19 protein-coding genes and 1 tRNA gene are annotated in these 21,262 nt (G+C 61.7%); 9 read left to right on the forward strand and 11 right to left on the reverse strand.

Annotated elements, in window-relative coordinates:
• Positions 1-69: 69 nt before the first annotated feature.
• The 7 genes from SA339_07310 to SA339_07340 all read left to right on the forward strand — a co-directional run bounded on the left by SA339_07310 (position 70) and on the right by SA339_07340 (position 5,934).
• Positions 70-480 (forward strand): DsrE/DsrF/DrsH-like family protein, encoded by a 411-nt coding sequence (locus SA339_07310; GenBank protein MDW5563018.1) that lies wholly within the window; start codon positions 70-72, stop codon positions 478-480.
• A gap of 8 nt (positions 481-488) precedes the next feature.
• Positions 489-791 (forward strand): sulfurtransferase complex subunit TusB, encoded by a 303-nt coding sequence (gene tusB / locus SA339_07315; protein ID MDW5563019.1) that lies wholly within the window; start codon positions 489-491, stop codon positions 789-791.
• Positions 792-800: 9 nt separating this feature from the next.
• Entirely contained in the window at positions 801-1,157 is a 357-nt protein-coding gene (locus tag SA339_07320) for a DsrE family protein (GenBank protein ID MDW5563020.1), read from the forward strand.
• Between the two features lie 4 nt (positions 1,158-1,161).
• Positions 1,162-1,521, forward strand: coding sequence for a DsrE family protein (locus SA339_07325; GenBank protein MDW5563021.1), 360 nt, complete (start codon positions 1,162-1,164; stop codon positions 1,519-1,521).
• Between the two features lie 46 nt (positions 1,522-1,567).
• Complete coding sequence (locus SA339_07330; GenBank protein ID MDW5563022.1) at positions 1,568-3,286, forward strand: DUF5591 domain-containing protein; 1,719 nt, start codon at positions 1,568-1,570, stop codon at positions 3,284-3,286.
• Between the two features lie 117 nt (positions 3,287-3,403).
• Positions 3,404-3,598, forward strand: coding sequence for a hypothetical protein (locus SA339_07335; GenBank protein MDW5563023.1), 195 nt, complete (start codon positions 3,404-3,406; stop codon positions 3,596-3,598).
• Positions 3,599-3,717: 119 nt separating this feature from the next.
• A complete protein-coding gene (locus SA339_07340) occupies positions 3,718-5,934 on the forward strand; it encodes a PAS domain S-box protein (GenBank protein ID MDW5563024.1) in 2,217 nt (738 codons plus the stop codon).
• 50 nt (positions 5,935-5,984) lie between these two features.
• Here the strand turns inward: SA339_07340 and SA339_07345 are convergent.
• Positions 5,985-6,057 (reverse strand) — tRNA-Gly (locus SA339_07345).
• Positions 6,058-6,211: 154 nt separating this feature from the next.
• Between SA339_07345 and SA339_07350 the strand changes: the two genes are divergently transcribed.
• Entirely contained in the window at positions 6,212-6,910 is a 699-nt protein-coding gene (locus SA339_07350; protein ID MDW5563025.1) for an SDR family NAD(P)-dependent oxidoreductase, read from the forward strand.
• Between the two features lie 94 nt (positions 6,911-7,004).
• Here the strand turns inward: SA339_07350 and SA339_07355 are convergent, their stop codons facing one another.
• Positions 7,005-7,208, reverse strand: a complete 204-nt coding sequence (locus SA339_07355) for a hypothetical protein (protein ID MDW5563026.1) — start codon at positions 7,206-7,208, stop codon at positions 7,005-7,007.
• Positions 7,209-7,455: 247 nt separating this feature from the next.
• Here SA339_07355 and SA339_07360 point away from each other — a divergent pair, with 247 nt between their 5' ends.
• Entirely contained in the window at positions 7,456-12,234 is a 4,779-nt protein-coding gene (locus SA339_07360; GenBank protein MDW5563027.1) for a tetratricopeptide repeat protein, read from the forward strand.
• A 3-nt stretch (positions 12,235-12,237) separates the two neighbouring features.
• On the opposite strand, the gene SA339_07365 is transcribed toward SA339_07360, so the two are convergent.
• From SA339_07365 to SA339_07405, 9 genes are all read right to left on the reverse strand, one after another.
• Positions 12,238-12,576 carry a hypothetical protein gene (locus tag SA339_07365; protein ID MDW5563028.1) on the reverse strand — a complete coding sequence of 113 codons (339 nt, stop codon included), beginning with the start codon at positions 12,574-12,576 and terminating at the stop codon, positions 12,238-12,240.
• Between the two features lie 4 nt (positions 12,577-12,580).
• Entirely contained in the window at positions 12,581-13,729 is a 1,149-nt protein-coding gene (locus SA339_07370; GenBank protein MDW5563029.1) for an ABC transporter permease, read from the reverse strand.
• Entirely contained in the window at positions 13,726-14,484 is a 759-nt protein-coding gene (locus tag SA339_07375; GenBank protein ID MDW5563030.1) for an ABC transporter ATP-binding protein, read from the reverse strand. The genes SA339_07370 and SA339_07375 overlap by 4 nt, the downstream gene beginning before the upstream one ends.
• A 130-nt stretch (positions 14,485-14,614) precedes the next feature.
• The gene (locus tag SA339_07380; protein ID MDW5563031.1) at positions 14,615-15,520 is read right to left on the reverse strand and encodes a winged helix-turn-helix transcriptional regulator; all 906 of its coding nucleotides are present in this window, start codon (positions 15,518-15,520) and stop codon (positions 14,615-14,617) included.
• 84 nt (positions 15,521-15,604) lie between these two features.
• Entirely contained in the window at positions 15,605-16,906 is a 1,302-nt protein-coding gene (gene truD, locus SA339_07385; GenBank protein MDW5563032.1) for a tRNA pseudouridine(13) synthase TruD, read from the reverse strand.
• A 1-nt stretch (position 16,907) separates the two neighbouring features.
• Positions 16,908-17,180 (reverse strand): RpoL/Rpb11 RNA polymerase subunit family protein, encoded by a 273-nt coding sequence (locus tag SA339_07390; GenBank protein MDW5563033.1) that lies wholly within the window; start codon positions 17,178-17,180, stop codon positions 16,908-16,910.
• Positions 17,181-17,328: 148 nt separating this feature from the next.
• Positions 17,329-17,721: a hypothetical protein gene (locus SA339_07395; GenBank protein ID MDW5563034.1), complete on the reverse strand. Its 393-nt coding sequence runs from the start codon at positions 17,719-17,721 to the stop codon at positions 17,329-17,331.
• An 89-nt stretch (positions 17,722-17,810) separates the two neighbouring features.
• Positions 17,811-19,571: an ATP-dependent DNA ligase gene (locus tag SA339_07400; protein MDW5563035.1), complete on the reverse strand. Its 1,761-nt coding sequence runs from the start codon at positions 19,569-19,571 to the stop codon at positions 17,811-17,813.
• A 41-nt stretch (positions 19,572-19,612) separates the two neighbouring features.
• Positions 19,613-21,208, reverse strand: a complete 1,596-nt coding sequence (locus tag SA339_07405) for a helicase-related protein (protein ID MDW5563036.1) — start codon at positions 21,206-21,208, stop codon at positions 19,613-19,615.
• Positions 21,209-21,262 lie beyond the last annotated feature (54 nt).

The following is a 21,262-nucleotide window of genomic DNA, read 5'->3' on the forward strand; positions in this document are numbered from 1 at the left end:
ACGATTCGGCCGGTTCATCGGGTCAGAAATTTGATTGAAGATCGTAGTTCAAGCAAACGAGGTGATCATGTGGCAGACACAAAGAAACTAGTGATCGTAGTGTCCGAAGGCACATTCGACAAGGGCATGATGGCATTGATGATCGCCAACACTGCCGCCAGCATGGGTATGGAGGCGCATATATTCTTCACGTTCTTCGGGCTTAACCTCCTGAAAAAGGGGACCAAGCCCAAACTGCCGGGTATCTACAGGCTATTTACCGGGACGTTCATAAAGCGCATGGCCAAGGGCGGGGTAGTGAACTACCCTGAGCAGCTGGCCATGGCCGCCGACCTTGGCGTCAGCCTGTACGCTTGCAGCACGACCATGTCCCTCCTGCAGATCAAGCAGAGCGACCTGGTGGATGGAGTGAAGGTCATCGGGGCTGCCGGATTCCTCGACATCGCCGCCGATACGGACATGCAGTTCTTCGTAGGCTGAGGATCAACATGTCATCCACTCTGTTCATATTGTTGAAATCGCCCCATGAGTACCACGACCTGGACGCGGTAGCGGCCTTGGGAGGCGATGACCGCATTGGCGTCCTCTTGTTCGAGGACGCCACGCTCTTCACGGTCCTCGCGGACCGGCGGGAGGAAATCGTCGATGTGGCCGACGAGGTCTACGTCATGGAGGACGACCTGGAGGCCCGCGGCTTCAAGGGGAGGGCGGGCAAGGGCTTCGAGGTTATTAATTACCCGAGGGCGGTCGATCTCATCATGAACGAATACGACCAGACCATAACTTTGTGAGGCTTGGACATGGGAACTATGTGCATTCAGCTGCGTTCGGGAACGATGATGAACATGGACACCAACGTCGTCGTCAAGCTGGCGAGGGCGGCCATGGACAAGGGCCACAAGGTGAAGATTTTCGGTTATGGTGAGGGGATCACCCTCATCAAGGCCGGCCAGGACCCCAAGCGCTTCCCCAACGTTGGTAACGAGTTGGCGAAGATGGTAAAGGAGGGCCTGGAGGTCGTGGTGTGCGAGACCTGCTGCCATGCCCGGGGCGTGCGCCGGGGAGAGGAGATCGAGGGGACGAAGATCGGAAGCATTACCAACGACTTCTCCCGCATGGCGTCCGAGTCGGACCGCCTGGTGACGATCGCGAGGTGAGATCATGGCCGAGAGTTTGTTGGTACTCATAACCAAACCGCCGTACGGGCTGGAGGAAGCGTTCGCCGGGGCCAGGCTGGCCCTGGGAGGCAAGGTCAGCGGGATCATGGACAACTCCAACTTATTGCTGATGGGCGATGGTACGCTCAACGCCCTGGAGACCCAGAGCCCCGGAGCGGTCGGCATGCCGTCGAACCTGGAGGCGTTGCAGGATATCATAGACCTCGATGGGTCCGTGTACTGCGTGGAGCCGGACCTGAGGGCCAGGGCGGGCGACATGAAGGTCCTAGAGGGAGTGAAACTGATCTCGTGGGAGGAAGCGCGGGCCGTCGTAAAGGCGCACCAGCTGGTCAATACCTTCTGAAACCCCTTCCCCCATTGTTTTTTAAGGTCAAGTTCAATCCACGTGCATGCTCGACGTCACCGACCGCTCTGGCCCGGCCCGCACAGGACGCTGGACCGCCGGACCGACCAAGGTCGAATTCCCCAATATCCTGTTCCGCGATTCACCGTTGTACTCAGCGCCCCCGTACGCCGAGCTGACCGTCACCGGAGGGAAGCGGACCGAGGTGAGGAGCAAGGACGGCGGGGAACTGGCGAGCTTCGGACAGACCATCATTCGGCCGCTGGACGCGTTGAAGGAGGCTACGGTCGAGGAGGGCACCAATGCCATCGTGGTGCGCGGACGGCCCGCATCGTTGTCGGGGCGTCCCGAGGAGATCGTCGTCCTGGGCAACGCCTTCGAACTCCGGCGGGACGCTCGCGTGTTCGTGGATACTGTGGTCGCGCTGCGTGAGGCCGCGGGCGCGGACAAGCTCATCTACGCCCCCGGGCTGATGGAGCCGTCCAACTTGGCCCTGCTCACCTACCTGGGCATCGACCTTTTCGACTCGACTCTGCCGCTTTACCAGTCGGCCCGGAGGAGACTGCTGCTGACCGAGGGTTCGATGACGGTGGAGGACGGCAGCTGGCTGGCGGGAGCCGATGGGGCGGGGACCCACAATCTGGAGGCTGCGTGGAGGGAGCTGCAATTGGTGCGGCACATGGTGAGGATCGGTAGGCTGCGGGAGCTGGTGGAGACCAGGGTCAATGCCAGCCCGTGGATGGTGGCCGCGCTGAGAGTCCTGGATCTGCGGCACTACGAGTACCAGGAGAAGCGCTGGCCTGTCGTCGGCCCAAGGTTCTACGCCAATTCCAAAGCCTCCCTGTTCCGCCCGGACGTATGGCGCTTCCGCCGCCGCATCATCGGGAGATGGAAGCCAGGTGCTCACAAGAAGGTCCTCCTGCTCATCCCCTGCTCGGCCAAGAAGCCTTACTTCACATCTAAGAGTCACCGGATGTTCGAAGAGGTGCTCCTCTCCGTTCCCAACTCCAGCGTGGTGCAGGAACTGATCATCACCTCCCCCCTGGGAGCGGTGCCCCGGGAGCTGGAGCTATTCTATCCCGCGGCCCAGTACGACATACCGGTAACCGGCAATTGGGACCGCGAGGAGGTCAGCATGATCCAGGAGCTGGTCGTCCACGCGGCATCCTTCGGGTTCTCGAAGATAATATCCCACCTGGGGAGCGAGAGCGGGTTCGTGGGCGAGGTCGTCGACTGCGTGGACACCACCCAGGGCTCGGGGACGACAACCCCCGAAGCATTGGAGGGCCTGCGCAAGGAGCTGGAGGAAGCATGCGGGAATGTAGAGAAGGTCCCCCGGGCGGTGGACCGGGTCGAGCTCATGCGGTCCCAGGCCAGGTATCAGTTTGGGGAAGAGGGGGCAGCCCTGCTGGACGGATGCTCGGTGATGGGCAAGTATCCTTACCTCAAGTTCCTGCGGGGGGACGTGCAGCTCGGAATGCTGACGCCGGAGCGGGGTATGCTCTCCCTAACCATGGACGGGGGAAAGGTGCTGATGGACAATGGCATCGCCACGGTGGAAATGGGCGACTTCGACCTGAGCGGCAACCTGTTCGCGGTAGGGGTGACCGGGGCGGACCACCGCATCCGGACCGGAGACGAGGTGGCCATCGTGCGCAATGGCGAATTGGAAGGTGTCGGAGTGGCCTCGATGTCGGGGGAAGAGATGGTGCAGAGCCGGAGGGGCGAGGCGGTCCGCATCCGGCACAAGAGGAAGCGGAAGTAGCCACTTTCAAACTTCCACCTTGCTTGCCAGGTATATGCTATCTAGTTAGATTTTCACCCACCTCCCGCCGTCGAGAATATAAAAACGGGTGCTGTTCACAGTAACAGTGATGTGACAATGCTCACCGACGTGGAGGATAACAGTTGGGAGGAGGTCTACCGCGCCAACGGGGTGCGTTGTGACATCGAGGAAGATGTGTCATCCCAAAGCGAGCCAGGGGTTTGCCCGACCCCTCTCGCAAATCCCTTCTTCTATGGCGACCGGGTCAAGGTCGAAATGAATTATATTGTGACGCTCGAGGCCTTCGCCTAGGTATCGCTCACCATCGATGGCGGCTTTTATCAATGGGCCCATCACTGACGGCTCGACCCCATTTTTGGAAAACATAGATTCTATAGGACCTCTATTTTAGACATGGAGTTCGAACGGCGATGGATCGGTCGAGCTTCAGGATAGAGAAGATGGAGAACGGCCCCCCGATGTTGCAGTCCGATCCGATCAACGGTCCAGGAGATAAAGTCGACGAGGGCATCTGGATCCTCGACCCGGGTGGCCGCATCGGCCTTGTGAACGATCGCGGCGCTGCTCTCCTCGGATACGATCCTCAGGAAATGACTGGTCGCCCGGTCTCCGATTTCCTGGCCCCTGTGGAGCGTCCAGGCCTGCGCGAACGGCCGGGCTGCCAGGAGGTCAGGGCGCGTCGCAAGGACGGTTCTGGTATCTGGATATCATATCGATCATCGCCCCTCTTGAGCGAGGGCGGTCGTCTCGGAGGCACGCTGGTGGCGCTCAGGGAGGTCCCCGCGAGCCCTGGGCCAGAGGGCCCGTATGAGGGTGAGGCCCGGTACCGATCTCTGTTTAACAACCTTACCGAGGCCTTCCAGGTGGTGGAGGTAATCTTCGAGGAAGGGAAGCCGGTTGACTACCGGTACCGGGAGGTGAACCCAGCCTTCGAGAGGCTGACGGGAAAGGGCCGGGAGCAACTCATCGGCCATACCGTCAGGGAGATCTTCGGCATGGTGGAGGACCGCTGGTTGGATACATATGCCCGAATCGTGCGGACCGGGGAGCCAGAGACCTTCGAGGAATATGGAGCAGCACTCGGCATGTGGTATGAAGTCCATGCCTGGAAGGCGGGACGCGGGCAATGTGCCAACACCTTCTCGGACATCACCGAGCGCAAGAGGATGGAGGAAACCCTTCGCGAGAGCGAGACAAGGTACCGATCATTGTTCGAAAGCCTCCATGAGGGAGTGTCCCTGCAGAGGTACATCCTTGATGATCACGGAGAAGTCATCGACTGGACCATCCTCAAGGTCAACCCGGCAATGGAGAGGGCCCTAAGGAAGAGCAGGGACGAGATGGAGGGCCGCAATTTCTCGGATTTCTACGGCAGCGCCATGCCCTTCTTTCTCCCATTCGTGCGCAAGGTCAGGGCGAGCGGAGAGCCCATTACCATCGAGCACTTTGTGAAGCTATCGAACCGCTACTATCTCAACGTCATCGTGCCGCTGGATCGGGACAGCTTCCTTCTCTCGATCGTGGATATCACTGAGGTCAAGGTGTCGGAGGAGGCGATGAGGCGCGCCGAGGAGCGCTTACGCTTCCACGTCGAGAACGCCCCTCAGGCGGTCATCGAGTGGGACGCCGACTTCGTGGTCACCCGGTGGGCCGGTGAGGCGGAGAGAATGTTCGGCTGGACCGCCGAGGAGACCATCGGCAAGAGGATCATGGAACTGGGAATAGTCTACCCCGAGGACCTTACCATCGTCGAGAGTGCCATGTCGAGGCTCACCGACAGGGCCAGCACCAAGGTCGTCTCTTCCAACCGCAACCTCACCAAGGGCGGCCAGGTGATCTACTGCACCTGGTACAACACTGTGTTCGGGAACGAGAGCGGCAAGATGGTGTCAGTGCTGTCCCTGGTAGTTGACAACACTGCCAGGGTAAAGGCGGAGGAGGAGCTTAGGAGGTCGAACGCCGAGCTGCAGTTGTTCGCCTATGTGGCGAGCCACGACATGCAGGAGCCGCTGCGCATGGTGACCAGTTACATCGACCTCCTGGAACACCGGTACGGACAGGAGCTCAGTCCTCGGGCCAGGGAGTACATGGCCTACGCAGTAAGGGGCGCCCAGAGGATGAGGGACCTGGTTAACGACCTGCTCGCCTATTCGCGAGTGGACATGGCCACCAAGCCATATGCGCGAGTGGACCTGAACGAGGTGATGGGGGAGGTGGTCGAGCACCTTCGAGAAGCTATCGCCAGCAACGGCGCGGAGGTCGCGGTCGAGAGACTGCCAACCGTCTGGGCCGACCGAACGCAGATGGGCCAGGTGCTACAGAACCTGGTGAGCAACGCCATCAAGTTCCACGGGGCCGCCCCACCTCGAGTACAGGTCTTCGCCTATCTCCGTGGCGAGGAGTGGGTCATGGGCGTACGGGACAATGGCATCGGCATCGACCCCAAGTACGCCGAGAAGCTGTTCAACATGTTCCAGCGGCTCCACACCCACGACGAGTATCCCGGCACCGGGATCGGCCTGGCGATCAGCAGGAAGATCGTAGAGCGTCACGGCGGCCGTATCTGGTTCGAGAGCGAGCCAGGCAAGGGAAGCACATTCTTCTTCAGCATCCCGATGAGCGCTTGATGTCGCCGCTCCGTCGACAAACTCGAGAAGAAGTTAGATGTGGAAAAGAGTGCAGGTGCCGGGATTCGAACCCGGGCGTTTAGCTTGGAAGGCTAAAATCCTAACCAACTAGATTACACCTGCGCGACACCCCCTAACTCACTTCCCCTTTAAAATGGTTATTGAGCGCACACCCTCTGGCTCGTCCCCCTGCGGCTACATCGCTGGACCGCTAACAACGTCGGAGGGGGAACAAGGATATCTACGCGCATCGCCTTCCGCGTGGCCGGGTGACCGTGTGGCCGGGATCAAGGGAAAGGTCGTGCTAATCACTGGAGCGTCCGAGGGCATCGGGAGGGCGACCGCCGAGCTCTTCGGCAGGGAGGGCGCCAGGCTTGCGTTGGCCTCGCGGTCGGAAAGAAGGCTGGCAGAGCTTGCCGAATCTCTGGACGATGTGCTAACAATATCCGCGGATATGGCCCGACCGGAGGAGGTGCGGCACATGGTCCGCTACGCCCACCGTCACTTCGGAAGGCTGGACGTTCTCATCAACAACGCGGGCCAGGGCATGTATCGCCCGGTGGAAGAAATCGCCATTGAGGACCTCCGGCATCTGATGGACGTGAACCTCTACGGCCCGTTGGTGGCGATGCAGGAAGCGATACCGCTCATGCGGACCCAGGGCGGCGGGACCATAGTGAACGTCAGCTCGATCGTTTCGAAGAAGGCTCTCCCCCTGGTGGGAGGGTACGCGTCGACGAAGTATGCGCTGAACGCCCTGTCGCTTACGGCGAGGAACGAGCTGGCCGGAGATGGCATCGTGGTGTCCGTGGTTCTGCCTAAAGCTACTGCGACGGATTTCCCCCATCACACCATCCACACCGATGACGCACTGCAGGCGGTCCGGGGCGGTCTCAGAGATGTGGATTCCCCGGAGAAAGTGGCCCAGAGGATTTTGGAAGCCGCCGTCAGCGGGGAGGCCGAGGTGTACGTATGATTACGTTAGTGTGAATAAGAAAGGGGGGAGAGGGAGCACCCCATCCCGTGCTCTCTCCAAAGGTGGCAGTCGTCGCTCTATGGTGATGAACGGTTCAGCTGTTTCCCATCCTTAACAGCTGCCCCTGTTCGATCTCGTCCAGGGCCTGGAGTGCGGCCATCAATCCGCTGACGTTCTCGCCCTTGCTTCTCTTGTTCTCGGCAAGGGCCTTGAGATCGCCAACGGTATGAGATCTCATCCAAGCCTCGACCTCGGGATCGAAATCATCGTCACGGACCGAAGCGTGCCTTTTATTCAATGTTGCATCCCATCCGAAGATATTGCGTCCGACATCAGTCAGACATTCATCGGAACACCGCTCTCGCCTATATAAAAACTCGCCTACCGTCGGCGACTAACGATAACTACTACTACCCAGATGGTCTGTTGGGATACCGCCGGACCGGCAGTGTCCGACGATTGGACGACGTTCTCGGCCAAAATGGTACTTTTAGAAAAGCCTTTTTATGCATATAGCACGATAGGCCGCCCAGTTAGGTGATGGGATGGGATTTCTAGAGTCGCTCCGCGACAAGGAGCTTAGAGGGCTCTATAGAGCTCGGAAGCTTATCGAGAATGCTGATCTGCAGCTCGCTCGAGGCCATGTAGAGGAGGCGAAGGCCGAGCTCGAAAAGGCGAAGGACCTGGCATCTCGGAACGCGGTCAAGGGGAGCCCCCGCTCCAAGGACTATGCCGAAGTTCTCATCATCATGTCCGGGATCTTCATAAAGGCCCAGTGCCCCAAGGGCGCCCTGGAGACGGCAGACAAGGCAGTGTCGCTCAATCCCTCCGACCCCATGGTCCTGGCGGCCCGGGCCCGGGCGCTCGCCGCCAACGGCACTCACTCCGAGGCCAACGCGGTCATGGATAAGGCGCTGGAGCTCAAGGGCAACGACAGGAAGCTCCTGTTCGAAAAGGCCAAGGTGCTGGAGGAGGCCGGAAGGAAGCAGGAGGCTGTGGCGGCCTACACCAAGGTGGTGGAGATGGACCCATCCGACATCGACACCTATGACATTCTCATCAACCTCGACGATCGCCTGAAGTGGTCGGTGGCCAAGGCCGAGGCGCTGCTGCGGGCGAAGCGCATCGATGATTCCCTCAAGGCCCTCGAGGACGTCCTGGCCCAGGACCCCGACAACGTCGACGTGATGCTGGTCAAGGCCAAGATCCTCGTGGAGAGGAACGACCAGGAGGAGGCCTCGACCATTTACGACCGGGTGCTGGAGCTCCAGCCTGCATCGTTCAGCGCGAACCTTGGGAAGGCCCAGGTCCTGCGCTCCTCAGGCGACCTGGACGGTTCGGTCAAGTTCTACCGGGAGGCGCTCCGGGCCGACGTCGACAGGAAGGAGACGTGGGTCGAAGTGGGTCCCCTCCTGGAGCAGCTCAAGCGCCTGGAGGAGGCGGAGAAGGTCTACGATAACGCCCTGAAGATAGACCCCAAGTACCTGCCGGCACTGGAGGGTAGATACCGCACGGTGCTGGCCCAGGAGAAGTGGCCGGAGACGGTGGAGGCCGCGTCGAACCTCCTGGCCCAGAAGCCGGAGCTGGCTCTGCACAAGGGTAAGATCGGCGCCCTGGTCAAGTCCCAGCGGTTCAAGGAGGCCCTGGATTCGGTCAACCAGGCGCTCAAGGCGTTCCCCGGGGAGCCGGAGCTGTTGGCCCGCAAGCGGGATATCTCAGTCGCCCTTGGCATGGGGGACGAGATCGTCAAGAACAGCGCGGAGATCCTGGCCCGCAACCCACACGATCCGGAGAGCATGTACCAGATGGGGGTCGCCTACACCAAGGCGCTGCGCTTCCAGGAGGCGGCCAAGACGCTGGAGAAGACCCTTAAGGCCCATGACGACAAGGAGAAGGTACTCATCGCCCTCAAGGAGGCTTACAAGGGCATAGGAAAGGACAAAGATGTCCTGGACGCCTGCGAGCGGCTACTGCGCGTCAACCCCCGTAATACCGGGGCGATGATCGACGCCGCTATAGCCCTGGACCGTTCCGGCCGTAGGGATGACGCCACCCACCTGTACGAACAGGCCTTGGAGCTCGAGCCGGGCAATCAGGACGCCCTGCGCAATCTGTGCATCTCGCTCTTCAACCAGAAGAAGATGGACCGCGCCCTGGAAAAGGCGATCGCCGGTACCGAGCTGTTCTCCTCCGATCCGACGTTCTGGCGGGTCAAGGGCGACACTCTGTACGCCGCCGGTCGGTTCTCGGAGGCGGCCGAGGCGCTGGCCAAGGCGATCTCCCTGGAGCCAGGCAACAAGCTGCTGTGGTGGTCCCGGGGCATGGCCCTGGTGTCCGACCAGCGGTACGAGGAGGCGCTAGTGTCCTATGACGAGGCGCTCAAACTGGATATCAACGACTACAACATCTGGATCAGCAAGGGCATAGCCCAGGCCATGATGGAAAAGCATTCCGAGGCCATCCAGAGCTTCGATCGTGCCATCGCCATAGATGAGAAGAACAAGATCGCCCACACCCAGCGCGGTCGCTCCCTGGCCATCCTGGGCAATCACGTCGAGGCGGTCAACGCTTTCAACCGATCCATCGCCCTGGGCCACAAGGACATCGAGGCCCTGGAGGCCAAGAAGGAGTCGCTGAAGATACTGGGACGGACGGACGAGATAATCACGACCTGTGATCACATCCTCAAGCTGGATCCTCGGAACCACCCTGCCGCGGTCGACCGTGCCATGGCCCTGCAGACCGTCGGCCGCGTCGACGACGCCCTGAAGGCCTACAACCGGGTGCTGGACACCGACCCCCGGAACCTGGTGGTGCTGGAGAGGAAGAAGGATGCTCTCATGACCAAGGGAGATTACCCCGGCGTGATCGAGGCCTGCAACGTCCTCCTTCAGATCGAACCACGGTCCAAGACGGCTCATGCCGACCGGGGGGAAGCCCTGCAGGCTATTGGCCGTCTGGAGGACGCGCTGGTGGAGTATGATTACGCCAGCAAGCTGGACCCGAACGACAAGACCCTGCTGAACAAGAAGGGCTTGGCGCTGATGGAACTGGATAACTACGCCGCAGCAGTGGAGGCGTTCGACCAAGGGTGGAGGCTCGATCCCGGCGACGCGATCATGTTGGACAACAAGGGGCGGGCGATGCTCTTGGCCCGGGACGTTGCCGGAGCCCTGCAGGTGTTCCAGAGGGCCAGTGAGATCAATCCCGCCAACAACACCTTCAAGATGGACCAGGGCCGCGCGCTGGCCGCCCTGGGTAACTACGAGGAGGCACTGGTCTGCCTGGACGAGGCGTTGGCGCTCAACGGCATGGACTTCCAGACTTGGAGATACAAGGGCAATGTGCTTTACAAGATGGGCAACAAGGAGCAGGCGGTACAGTGCTATGGTCGCTCCATCGAGTATGGGGACAACATGCCCAGCACCTTCCGCTCCAAGGGCCGGGCGGAGGAGGAGCTGGGCAGGATGGATGACGCTCTCAGCTCGTACATCAGCGCTGCTGAGCTCGATCCCAGCGACGCCCAGCTGTGGATGCGCATCGGGGTGGCACAGGCCAAGCTCAACCGGATCCCCGACGCCGTTGCCTCCCTGGACCGCTCCATCGCCGCCGACCGCACCAACAATCGCGCCTGGCTAAACAAGGCCGCCTTGTTGGAGAAGCTGGGTGAGGACGAGGAGGCGTTGCTCTGCTATGATACCGTGCTCGGCAACGAGCCCCGGGACCGCTACGCCTGGAGCGGAAAGGGTCGCATCCTCATGAAGATGGATAAGCTCGATCACGCCAAACGGGCATTCGACCGTGCGCTGGAGATCGATCCCCAGTTGCCCTCCGCCCTGGAAGGCAACGCCACCCTGGACACGCTTCTCAAGGAACGGCAGATAACGATCTACGCCTCCAAGGTTCTCGAGCATGAGTACCGCCGCAACGCCCGCATCACCCGGGAGGAGGCGTTCAAGGAATGTGGTCTGCCGTTCAGCGCCTTGGACGAGGTGGATCGTTTCCTGAGGGCCAAAGAACAGGTCGACGTCGAGGGCCTGGACGAGGAAAAGTTCCACGCCTACGAGACGCTCTCCCATGAGGTCCTCATGTCCACCCTGGGCAACCCCAACTACCCGAAGCAAGGGCTGCGTCTGGCGGATGTGTATATGAACATGCGCGACCGGGACGTGGTCAAGGCCAAGAAGGTGATGGCGTACATCGAGACCGTCAACCGGATGGACTTCCCGCCCGAGCACGTCGACCGCAAGACCGAGAAGATGGTCCGGGCGGCGATGGACCTTCCCGCGGACGCCCACACCACGCTGGGGGTGATGCAGCACCTCGAGGTCGGGCTGTACACCGCCCGGCGCATCATGAGCATTTTGAACGACCTCAACGGCAGGGAGGCCCCGCCGCGGCAGTATCAGGTCGCCAGGGAGAGAGCTCCCGAGCCCCGGCCTGCCGCCCCGATGCCTCTCCCGGAAGAGGTGCCAGTGACCAAGGGGCGGCCGGCCAGGTATGAGGAGCCGGAGGCTGCCGAGAGACAGGAGGCAAGACCCATGTTCAGGAGAAGGAAGAAGGAAGAGGATGAGAGGCCCCCCCGAGCGGTGGACCGCAGCAGCGCCGCGACCGTCAGCTTCGATCCCGGGACCAGCGAGTTCCACGGTCGCAAGTGCCTGTTCCACGGTGAGAATGCGGTGGCGGTATGCCCGAACTGCGGGACACTGTTCTGCATGGAATGCGTTGACCACCTTGACGCCTGCCCGCGCTGCAACCTGATGATCAACTTCGTGGACCAGAGCAAGGTCCCCGTGGCGGTGGACGACCACGACCTAATCGAGACGGAGGCCCAGCGCAAGGCCATCCAGCAGCGGTGGGCTATGAAGCGACTGGCCGAAGCGGACATGAACTCGCAGGTCAAGAGCAGGGAGCTGAAGGCGGCCATCCCGGACAAGGACCGGATGGTGCAGAAGCTGATGCGGGACACCAACAACTCCTACGGCGGCAAAGTGGCCCAGGACGCTCCCCGGCAGGCATACCGGGCGGCCCTGCAGAAGCAGGTGGAACAGGAGCCCCCCACTCTGGCGGACCAGATCGAGGCCCTGCAGCAGGACGCTCCCGAACCCCAGGTGTACACGCCCGCCGACCAGACCCAGACGATGACGGCCCCCCAGGCTGCGCCTGCCGACGGCCCCATGGAGGAGCCTGCTCCCGAGGAACTGCTCCCCGAGGACCGTGCGTCCGCTTCCGGCAAGAAGGACGACAAGAAGGGAAAGATCATGGAGATCCTGTCCCAGGACGACACGCCGTCCGAGGACTCCCGCGATCTCACCCGCCTCTAAACGCTAACCCATGGCCGCCCTGGCCGATGCGTCCACGGCGGCCGCCTCTCCCTCCACCTCCTCCATTCTCAGCCCGCGCTCCGCGCTCACCGTTCGGTCCCGCTCGCAGCTCAGGGCATAGCCTCGTTCCCTTAGGCCGCGGAGCAGGACCACGCACCCCTCTAGGTGGTCGAGGTCCACCACGCAGCGGGGGAAGAGGTCGATGATGACCTCCACGAAGAACCCGCCCTCCTGCCTGGCTCCCACCCCGATGCGGTACTGGGGACAGGATCGGACCGTCATGAAGCTCTCCTCCCCGCTCCCTCCTGCCTCCGCGGCCAGCCGCTGCACTTCGATGATCAAACGATCACCGGTTCCCCAGGCGGCGGAACAGTGCCGTGCCGATCATCAGGGCGGCGAGGGCGAAGACCGTTACCATCGCAATGTCCAAGACCACCGTTCCGCCGGTGATCGAGCCTCCCCGCAGCATGATGGTCGTCAATCCGTCCGTCACGTAATATGCCGGGAGGACCGAACCGACCGCCTGGGCCGCCGAGGACAGCGAAGTGCCCATGAAGGTGCCGAGGAACATCTGAGGCATGATGAAGGCGAAGGAGATCATCGTGGCCTGGCCCGGTGAGCGGGCCAGTGATGCGGTGATGAGACCGAAGCCGACCGAGCATATCGAGAACACCAGCACCAGGGCGAAGGCGATGATAACCCCCTCCACGCTCGAGACGTAGTGGAACCCCAGGCCGAACAACAGGGCGAACACCAGCAGTAACTGGACCAGCGCGATGACCATGTTGGAGAGGACGTGCGAGGCGACGAACTCGCCCGAGGTCAGGGGAGTGGTGTTCACCCTCCTAAGGACCCCATGCTCCCGGTCCAGGGCGAAGGACTGGCCGACGATCATGGTGAGGAACACGGCGGCGAAGGTGATGACCCCGGGGGCCATCTGGTCGAACGCGGTGAGGTGGTCGGAATCATTGATCCGCTCTGAGCTCACGCTCACCGGGCCGGCCACGGAGGAGCCGTACACTTGGTCGGACAACGCCTGCTGGACCATCGGAGGGATGGCCTGCATGGAGACCATGGATCCGGGGTCCAGGACCAGCTGCAGGGCGGCGTCGGTCCAATTGGAAGGGTCGTTCGGATGGGAAATGTACGACCGACACGCCCTCCCGAAACCGTCGGGAATGACCAGTATGGCTTGCAGTTTCCCCTCGGAGAGGTCGGCCCGGGCGCTCTGGACGCTGGAGTAAGGCGTGATGGTGATGAGCCCAGTGCCCTGGAGATTGGCGACCAGGGCAGAAGACCAGTTTTCACTGGACGAATCCAGGTTGACCACTGCAACGTCGTATGAGGCGGCGGATCCTCCGAGACCTCCGAAGGCGGTGGCGAAGAGCACGGTGAGAGCCACCGGGAAGATGACCACTAGGAAGAGATGGGAAGGGTCTCGGAGGATCCTCTTCACATTGGAACTCGCCATCGCCGTGGTGCGCCGAACGTTCATGCGCCCCCCTCCCTGATCTCCCTTCCGGTAAGGTCCATGAAGACCTCCTCCAGGCTGTCCCGTCCGTGCTGGACGATGAGGTCGCGGGGCGCCCCCGTGGCGATCATCCGGCCGTGGTCGATGATTCCGACCCGATCGCAGAGCTGCTCCGCCTCCTCGATATAGTGTGTGGTCAAGAGGACCGTTCGCTCCTCCTCTTTCATCCGTGTGACGATATCCCAGACCGCCCGGCGAGCCTGGGGGTCCATGGCCGCGGTGGGCTCATCCAAGAACACGATCCGGGGGTTCGAGGCGAGGGCCATGGCTAGGCTCAGGCGCTTCTTCATGCCCTCGCTGTACTTGCCCGCCCTGCGTCCCTGGTCGGCGGTCAGGCCGACCGTGTTCAGCAGGGTGCCGGCCCGTTCCCTGGCTTCCTTCCTGCCCAGCGCATGCAGCCCCGCGAACAGCTCCACGTTCTCCCTGCCGGTGAGGTGCGGAAGGACCGAGCTGCTCTGCATGCACACTCCGATAAGCTCTCGGATCTCCTGGCCCTCCGTGGCTACATCGTAGCCACCTACCGAAACGGCTCCCTGGGTCGGAAGGTCCAGGGTGGAGAGGATGTTCATGGTCGTCGTCTTCCCCGCCCCGTTCGGCCCCAACAGCCCGAAGACCTCACCACGAGCGATGCTCATGGTGAGGTGGTCGACGGCGGTCACCTCTCCGTACCTCTTGGTCAGGTCGCTGATGATGATTTCCGAGCCTGATGGTTCGTTCATGTACGATCGCATCGCGGGGCAGGTCTTGGGATTGTGTTCAACACCAAGCTCATGAACTGCCCGGCCGGGGAGGTCGGAGAGGGCCTTCTTTCCACCGTTAGGTTGAAGGATTGCCGTCCAGCGTCTGAGGTCAGCACCCGCCGGAGGTCTCGTCTCCCAGTCTATCCCTCCAAGTGGGGTAGACCTGGCCGCCGTACAGGATATATGGCACCGAGGAGACGATGTCCTCCTCCCCGTCGAGCTGGCGGCGGACCTCGTTGACCTCTTTCATGTTGCTGGACCAGGTGCAGAACAGGACCGTGTCCGGGATGTTGCTGAACATGAGTACGAAGAGGCCGCTGAGCCCATACTTGGTCATGAGGTCGTTGAGGAAGGAGTAGCGGTTCACGGACGGTGCCAGGCGCATATGAAACATCGAGATGATGTCGTTGGTCTTGTCCGGGTACCATTCCACGGAACACTCCAGCAGGCCGGACGACAGCATTCGGTCTAGATGGCGGCGGACTGTCTTGGCCGAGACGTTAAGCTCCTCGGAGATCTCCGAGACATTCTTGCGGGCGTCCAGGGCGAGAGACCGCACGATGCGCAGGTCCAGCCTGCTCAGTTTCTTGTCCGTGGGCCCGGTTCCCGGTGGCAGCGACGACAGTATACCCACCTGGGGATCGTCCACCTGAGCCTTGGTCCTTACCAGGGTCACGAGGTCCTCCAGCTCGGAGATGTCCCGCAGGTTCGCCCCCACGTAGACCATCCCCCCGCTGCCCTGGGATACCCAGTACACCCTGTCGTCCCTGCCGACGGCCTCGCTGACCTCGTCCATCTTGCCCCGGCCCAGGCCGTAGATGACCACGGTCATCGCGTCCAGCGCCGCCAAGCTCACTTTGACCGTGAACCTTTCAATCACTCCCAGGGCCATCAGTGCCTGGATGCGCTTGTGGACGGCGTTGACGGACAGCTTAAGGTTCTCCGCCAGCTCCCGGTAGGGGGTGCGGGAATCTCTCAGTAGCATCTTGATGAGAAGAAGGTCGGTGGGGTCCATCTTCTCCCGGTCATGAGGTTAGTGCGATAAATCAGTTTGCTGGCCGCGGGCCGGCGATGGAGATCGGTCGGCATCCTCGGAGGCTCAGTAGTCCATCAGTTCGCCCTTCTTCATGAACTCGCGCAGCAGGGAGGTTGCGTAGCAGCCCTTGTTAAGGGAGAACGAGAACCTCACTCCCTCGTCGCCGACCTCGTAATCGAGGTCGCCGATGCGACCAAGGATCTCTCTCCGATTGCCCTTGGACGAGCATTGGTGGAGGAAGGGGACCATGAAGTCTTTGCTCTCCAGGCTCTCCTCCTCTATGACCTTGCGCTCGATCTCTCCCATCTCTCCCTGGCACAGCACGGACTCGGATCCGAACAGTACGGCGCTCACGAACGCCCGACCGTTGCGCACCTGCCTCTCCACCAGGTCGAGGTTCCCGGCGGTGACCGGCACTCCGCGGTCGTGATCCGGGAGGCCAAGCCGGTCGGCAGGGAGGACGACGTCGCCGACCAGGGGTCGGTTCAGAGGTAGTTTCCGGCGTACCCGCTCGCTCACCATGCGATTGAACAGGTATGACTGGTAGGCGTGAACGAACATCATCTGGAGGTTCGGCGGCAGCACCTGCAGCGCCCCCACGTAATCGCCTGGGTTGCGGGCCAGATAGCCGATTGCCGTGCGCTCGAAGGTCAGGGTGCGGGGGAAGTAATCCAGAGCCCGCTGGAAGTCCCTCTCCTCCTCCAGGGTCCTCCTCGCCTCCCGAGCCTCCTCGTTTTCCTGGGGCACCGGGTTCCCGGCATAGGTCATAACCGCCCGCTCGAAATCCCCCCGGACGATCCACTTCCCCACCTCGTGAGTGACGGGCCGCACGGCCCCGAAGCGCTGTACTCCGAAGAAGTTGGGATATCCTCCAAGGTCCTTCAACGCCCGTGCGGTCAAGTCCAGGGAGTCCCTGAGCTCATCGCCCCGCAGGGCGGGTTCCGCCGCGAAGATGTGGAACCGGTTGCCCACCAGGTCGCCGATGGTCAACGGTTTCTTGGCCGGGTAGGCGTCCTCGACCTTGACTTGGTGCACGCGAATGTTCATCACTCTGTCCACCGGGGCTTGGAAGGACATCAGCTGGGAGGTGATGGCCCGCTTGTCCTTGGTGCCGGCGAAGCCGATGCCGTCCCGCGAAATCCCCAGCGCTTTGGACAGCTCGCGCACAAGTCGGTTCATCTCCCAGTTCTGGGCGGTGACCTTGGCGATGGTGAACTTGCCCCCCTCACTGCGCTCAGGGTAAGAGGAGATCTCCTCCACCAGGAAATCCTCGGGAGTACGCTTCAACCGCCCCCCGATGCCGGGAGTGTCAGAATAAAAGATCTCGAGGCCGATGACGGCCTCCCTGGAAGTGCAATCCAGCATGTCACTTGCTCTTCTCTAGTTTCTCCCGCGCTTCCTTGAACTCGTTGGAGATGGTCTTGGCGGCCCTCTTGAGCGCGGTCTGGGGCTTGCCGCTCTTGACCTTGACGTACAACACCGGGATGTCCAGGGTGGGATGTCCGGTGGTGTACTTGACCTCGTCCACGCCTTCGTCGGCCAGCAGCTCGCTGATGAGCGGCTGGATCAGGGTCATGTCGGCATCGCGGACCTGGACATGTATGGAGTCCTTATCCTTGTCAAGGAGCTGGAGTTGCATGTGGCGCTCAATACTCCAACTTATTATAAAGGTTTTCTTTCCGTCCGCGCCCCCGCTGGCGCATAGCCAGCGATATCTGGCCTGCAGCGCCACTGGGCCATCTTAACGGATGAAAAATAAATGGCCCCGCATCGGGGCCGGGACAGCCCTATTTCCACGACCATCCCTTGGACAGGAAATTACCGTCCTTATCGATGTTCACCTCATAAGCCACGGCCATCTTGTTGAGGTCCGCGAACTTGCCCGGCGGGTTGGAGTAACACAGCGCCCCCATATGGACCTGGCCTCCATCGGGCCGGGTGTACCCATTGCCGATACCGGTATATTTCCCAGCCTCCCCGTTGGCGGTGTTGAAGAACCCCCTTATCTGCCCATAGCCGGACCCATCCGGTCGGAACTGGGTGTCCCAGGAGAAGGTGCTGGAGAACTGCTCCCCCCTCATCATCCCTCCGACCATCGCCGTGTACTCGGCATCACCGTTTTCCTTGATCCTCATACTCACTATCTTGCCCTTGCACTCGTATACCAGATCCCCTATCATCTCGCTCTCCTGTGCGGATCGTTCTCCGTACGGAGAACATTTTCTAGCTGGAGGGATTAATCTCTTTTGGTCGGCCTCTCCTCGCGATCTCAGCCCTCGACCTTTTTAAGCTGCTTGTTGTACATCTCCAGCAGCTCCTGGCTTGTTGTGGAGTCCCTGGGGCGCTTATCGTCGCGGAAGGTCCCGGTGAACCTGGGGAACCGGATGGCGAGGCCGGCGCCGTTGCGGATGCGGCCGTGGGCGCAGGTATGGATGGGGGAGATGCTCAGTTCTGCCCCCAGCACCTCGAGGACGAGCGAGGGCTCGAACCACACGTCAGCTTCCATCTTCGACTCGACCAGCGCGTGCCGCGACGGTTGCTTGAAGCGGTCCAATTTCTCCGGCAGGAGAGCCAAGGTAGCATCGTCGAACCCGCTGCCCAGCTTGCACGCGGTCTCGAACCGGTCCTCGTCCGGGTTGTAGGTTGCCATGAGAAGGGCGCCATAAACGCCGCCACGCTTCCCCCGACCATGGAACGCCCCGACCGCCACCAGGTCGACGGTATCGTTCATCTCCGACCGGTACTCCTTCTTGTACTTGATCCACAGGTAACCTCGCGAACCGGCACGATACACTGAATCGTCGTTTATGGACTTGGCCATGAGGCCCTCGCACCCGGCATTCAGGGCCTCGATGAAGAACTCCTGGGCCTTGGAAGGACTGTCAAGCACCCTCGCCTCGGACAGCCGGACGTTCTCGGTGACCTTGATGCACCGGGTCAGAGCGGTCCGCCGGTCCGGAAGGGGCTCCCTGGTCAGGTCCTGCCCCTCGAGGTACAGGCAGTCGAAGAGGTGCAGGCGGACGGGGTACTCTTCGATGGCCTCGGTGAGGCCGTGCTTCCTTCCCCGGCGGTGGGAAACCTCCTGGAACGGCAGCATCTCCCCGGTGTTGATGTCCACCGGGACGCACTCGCCCTCTAGTATCGCGGTCCTGCCGGTGAACGCCTCCCTCAGCGCCTTGATTACGTCCGGGAACTGCCCAGTGAGGTCCTCCAGCCTCCTGGAGTACAATGTGATCTTGCCATCGGTGATGTGCGCCTGGACCCTCAGGCCGTCGTACTTGTACTCGAACATGGCCCGGCCCCCCATCTTCTCCAGGATCTCCTCCGGGGACGGCAACCGCTCGGCGAGCATGGCACGGATGGGGTTGCCGACCATGACGTGGAGGTCCTTGAGCCCGGCGATGCCTTTCTGGCACAGGGTCTCGCCCACCAGCCCAAGGTCGGAGGTGATGTTGAACGCCCTCTCCACCTCGGCCTTCTCTGCCTTGGTGGCAAAGGCCTTGGCCAGGGAGTCGATCACTGTCTGCGAGGCCACGCCCAGGCGCATGCGGCCGGTGACGATGCGGGCGATGTAGCGAGCCTCGGTGGGTTTGGCGTCATGGAGTATATCGGCCAAGCACCGCATCTTGCTCTCCTGGGATCCGCTGCCTTCAAGGCGGGCGACGCGCAGCAGCGCGTCGTACACTCGGTCCAGGGTGAGGGGTTCGGAGAACAAGGTGGTCTGTTTCTTGGTCTCGAACACCTTCTCGGTGACCGTTCCGGGGTCCCCTTCCGTCGCCCATAGCTTGCGCACCATGGTCTCGTTGGCCCCGGTGGCGGAGAGCAGGGTTCGAAGGTAGAGCTTGTCGGCCATGCCCAGCTTCTCCGGGTAGAAGTCCGGGACGATGTTCCCCTGGGTCATGTACACGATCGGCCGGATGTGAGCGCAGTCGGTTTTCCGGAAGAGATCGGCCAGGATGTCCGTCATCGCCAATCGGGAGGAGGTCGATTCGAGCGCCTGGTAGACCTTCACCAGATCCTGGTAGAGCATGCCCATCACAACATCTTGTCACATATAAATTGCATGCCGGCCTACTCTGGGGGGAAGTCGACGAGGCTGGTCTGTCCCTGCTTCTCGACCTTATTGGGCTTGGCGGTCTTGGCGCTCTCGCGGTCCCACTGCTGCTTGAGCGTGTGAAGGCGCTTGCGCATCTCCCGCTCCTTCTTCTCGCTCGCATTCAGGGACGCTTCGTCCCTCGTACCAGCGGTGACAAGGACCACGACCCTTCCGGCGCGCGAACGTCCCGTGCGGCCCCGACGCTGGATCGACCTTATCTCCGACGGCACCGGTTCGTAGAAGATCACGAGGTCGGTGTTGGCGACGTCGAGCCCCTCTTCGCCCACCGAGGTCGCTACCACGACATTGTAGTCGCCATCGCGGAAGCCCTGCAACACTCCGATCTGCTCCTTCTGCTTCAGTCCCTTCCCGTTGATTCGACCGGACTGGCCGATGAGCTTCGTGACCCTGGCGCCGTCGACGCGCGCCAGCAAATTGGTCACCATGTCGCAGGTGTCGCGGTACTGCGTGAAAACGAGTACCCGGGAATCTGGTTTGACCTGCAGCTGGTTGCTGACGATCCCCATGACCCTAGAGATCTTGGGATGCTCCATGTGCAGTGATGACAGCATGCGGATGACATCTTCAAACTCGTCCGAGGCCACAATGGCACGGGAAGCCTTCGATCCGTTGTCCGACGAGGCCTCGGCCTTCAGCTTCTCAAGGTACGAGGTCAGCGCCGTCACTCCCTGGGTCTCGGCGAGCTCGAGGGCGTGCCCGACCTTGATGGCCCGGGCCTGCACCGAGAGCGCATTGTACAGCGTGTGGCTCTTCTCTCCCTTGTTGAGCCGCTGCTGGACCATGTGTTGCACCTCGAGAAGATACTTGACAGAGGGCGGCCGGGCGGCGTTCATGGCCCCCATGCTGACCAGCTCCTGGATGTAGCGATTGTACAGTTTTCGCAGGACGTCGGCCACCTTGCGCATCCCCACCGGCACCTCGACCTCCACCCAGTCGACGTGGATGTCGTGCACGTAGTTCGCGACATCGGGATCGGCTTCGGAACGCACCTCGATGTTCTCGATCCCCAGGTTCGAGCATACCTCCTTGATCTTGGCCATGCTCGAGCCCGGTGAGGCGGTCATGCCCAGGACGAGGCCATTGTGGCCCATGAATTCCTGGGCGATGGGCACGTAAGCATAATTGCCCACCCCCCGATGAGCCTCGTCAAAGATGATCAGGCGGACGTCGCGGAGGGAGATACGCTCCGTCCTCAGATCATTGGCGATGACCTGGGGGGTGGAGGCGATGATGTCGCTCTGCACCCACTCCGCCTCCCGCTCCTCCGGATCGACCTCACCGGTCAGCACGGTGACCCTCTTGCCTACGATCTTGTCCCTGAGGAAGAGCGCGTGCTGCTCCACCAGTGGCTTGGTCGGAGCCAGGAGCAGGACCTTCCCCTTCTTACGGGCCAGGACCTCGGCGGTGACCAGGAGAGCGACCACCGTCTTGCCCATCCCGGTCGGGAGGACGACCAGGGTGGACGCCCTCAGGCTGGCGTCGGCCAAGGTCCGCTGGTACTCCCGGAGCTCGATGCTATCCTTGAGAATGAGCGGATGGTCGACGAACACGCCCCTGCATCAGGGGGGTCGTTGAAGAAACTTATGGTGACCCAGTTGTAAGTG

The sequence above is a fragment of the Methanomassiliicoccus sp. genome, from assembly GCA_033485155.1.
In the GTDB taxonomy this organism is placed as follows: domain Archaea; phylum Thermoplasmatota; class Thermoplasmata; order Methanomassiliicoccales; family Methanomassiliicoccaceae; genus UBA6.

What these genes read in the sequence shown, in the direction of transcription:
- SA339_07380 (MDW5563031.1), bottom strand. Translation starts at nt 15,520, where the DNA reads ATGGACCCCACCGACCTTCTTCTCATCAAGATGCTACTGAGAGATTCC.
- tusB (MDW5563019.1), top strand. Translation starts at nt 489, where the DNA reads ATGTCATCCACTCTGTTCATATTGTTGAAATCGCCCCATGAGTACCAC.
- SA339_07340 (MDW5563024.1), top strand. Translation starts at nt 3,718, where the DNA reads ATGGATCGGTCGAGCTTCAGGATAGAGAAGATGGAGAACGGCCCCCCG.
- SA339_07325 (MDW5563021.1), top strand. Translation starts at nt 1,162, where the DNA reads ATGGCCGAGAGTTTGTTGGTACTCATAACCAAACCGCCGTACGGGCTG.
- SA339_07320 (MDW5563020.1), top strand. Translation starts at nt 801, where the DNA reads ATGGGAACTATGTGCATTCAGCTGCGTTCGGGAACGATGATGAACATG.
- SA339_07360 (MDW5563027.1), top strand. Translation starts at nt 7,456, where the DNA reads ATGGGATTTCTAGAGTCGCTCCGCGACAAGGAGCTTAGAGGGCTCTAT.
- SA339_07335 (MDW5563023.1), top strand. Translation starts at nt 3,404, where the DNA reads ATGCTCACCGACGTGGAGGATAACAGTTGGGAGGAGGTCTACCGCGCC.
- SA339_07370 (MDW5563029.1), bottom strand. Translation starts at nt 13,729, where the DNA reads ATGAACGTTCGGCGCACCACGGCGATGGCGAGTTCCAATGTGAAGAGG.
- SA339_07400 (MDW5563035.1), bottom strand. Translation starts at nt 19,571, where the DNA reads ATGCTCTACCAGGATCTGGTGAAGGTCTACCAGGCGCTCGAATCGACC.
- SA339_07375 (MDW5563030.1), bottom strand. Translation starts at nt 14,484, where the DNA reads ATGAACGAACCATCAGGCTCGGAAATCATCATCAGCGACCTGACCAAG.
- truD (MDW5563032.1), bottom strand. Translation starts at nt 16,906, where the DNA reads ATGCTGGATTGCACTTCCAGGGAGGCCGTCATCGGCCTCGAGATCTTT.
- SA339_07395 (MDW5563034.1), bottom strand. Translation starts at nt 17,721, where the DNA reads ATGATAGGGGATCTGGTATACGAGTGCAAGGGCAAGATAGTGAGTATG.
- SA339_07390 (MDW5563033.1), bottom strand. Translation starts at nt 17,180, where the DNA reads ATGCAACTCCAGCTCCTTGACAAGGATAAGGACTCCATACATGTCCAG.
- SA339_07330 (MDW5563022.1), top strand. Translation starts at nt 1,568, where the DNA reads ATGCTCGACGTCACCGACCGCTCTGGCCCGGCCCGCACAGGACGCTGG.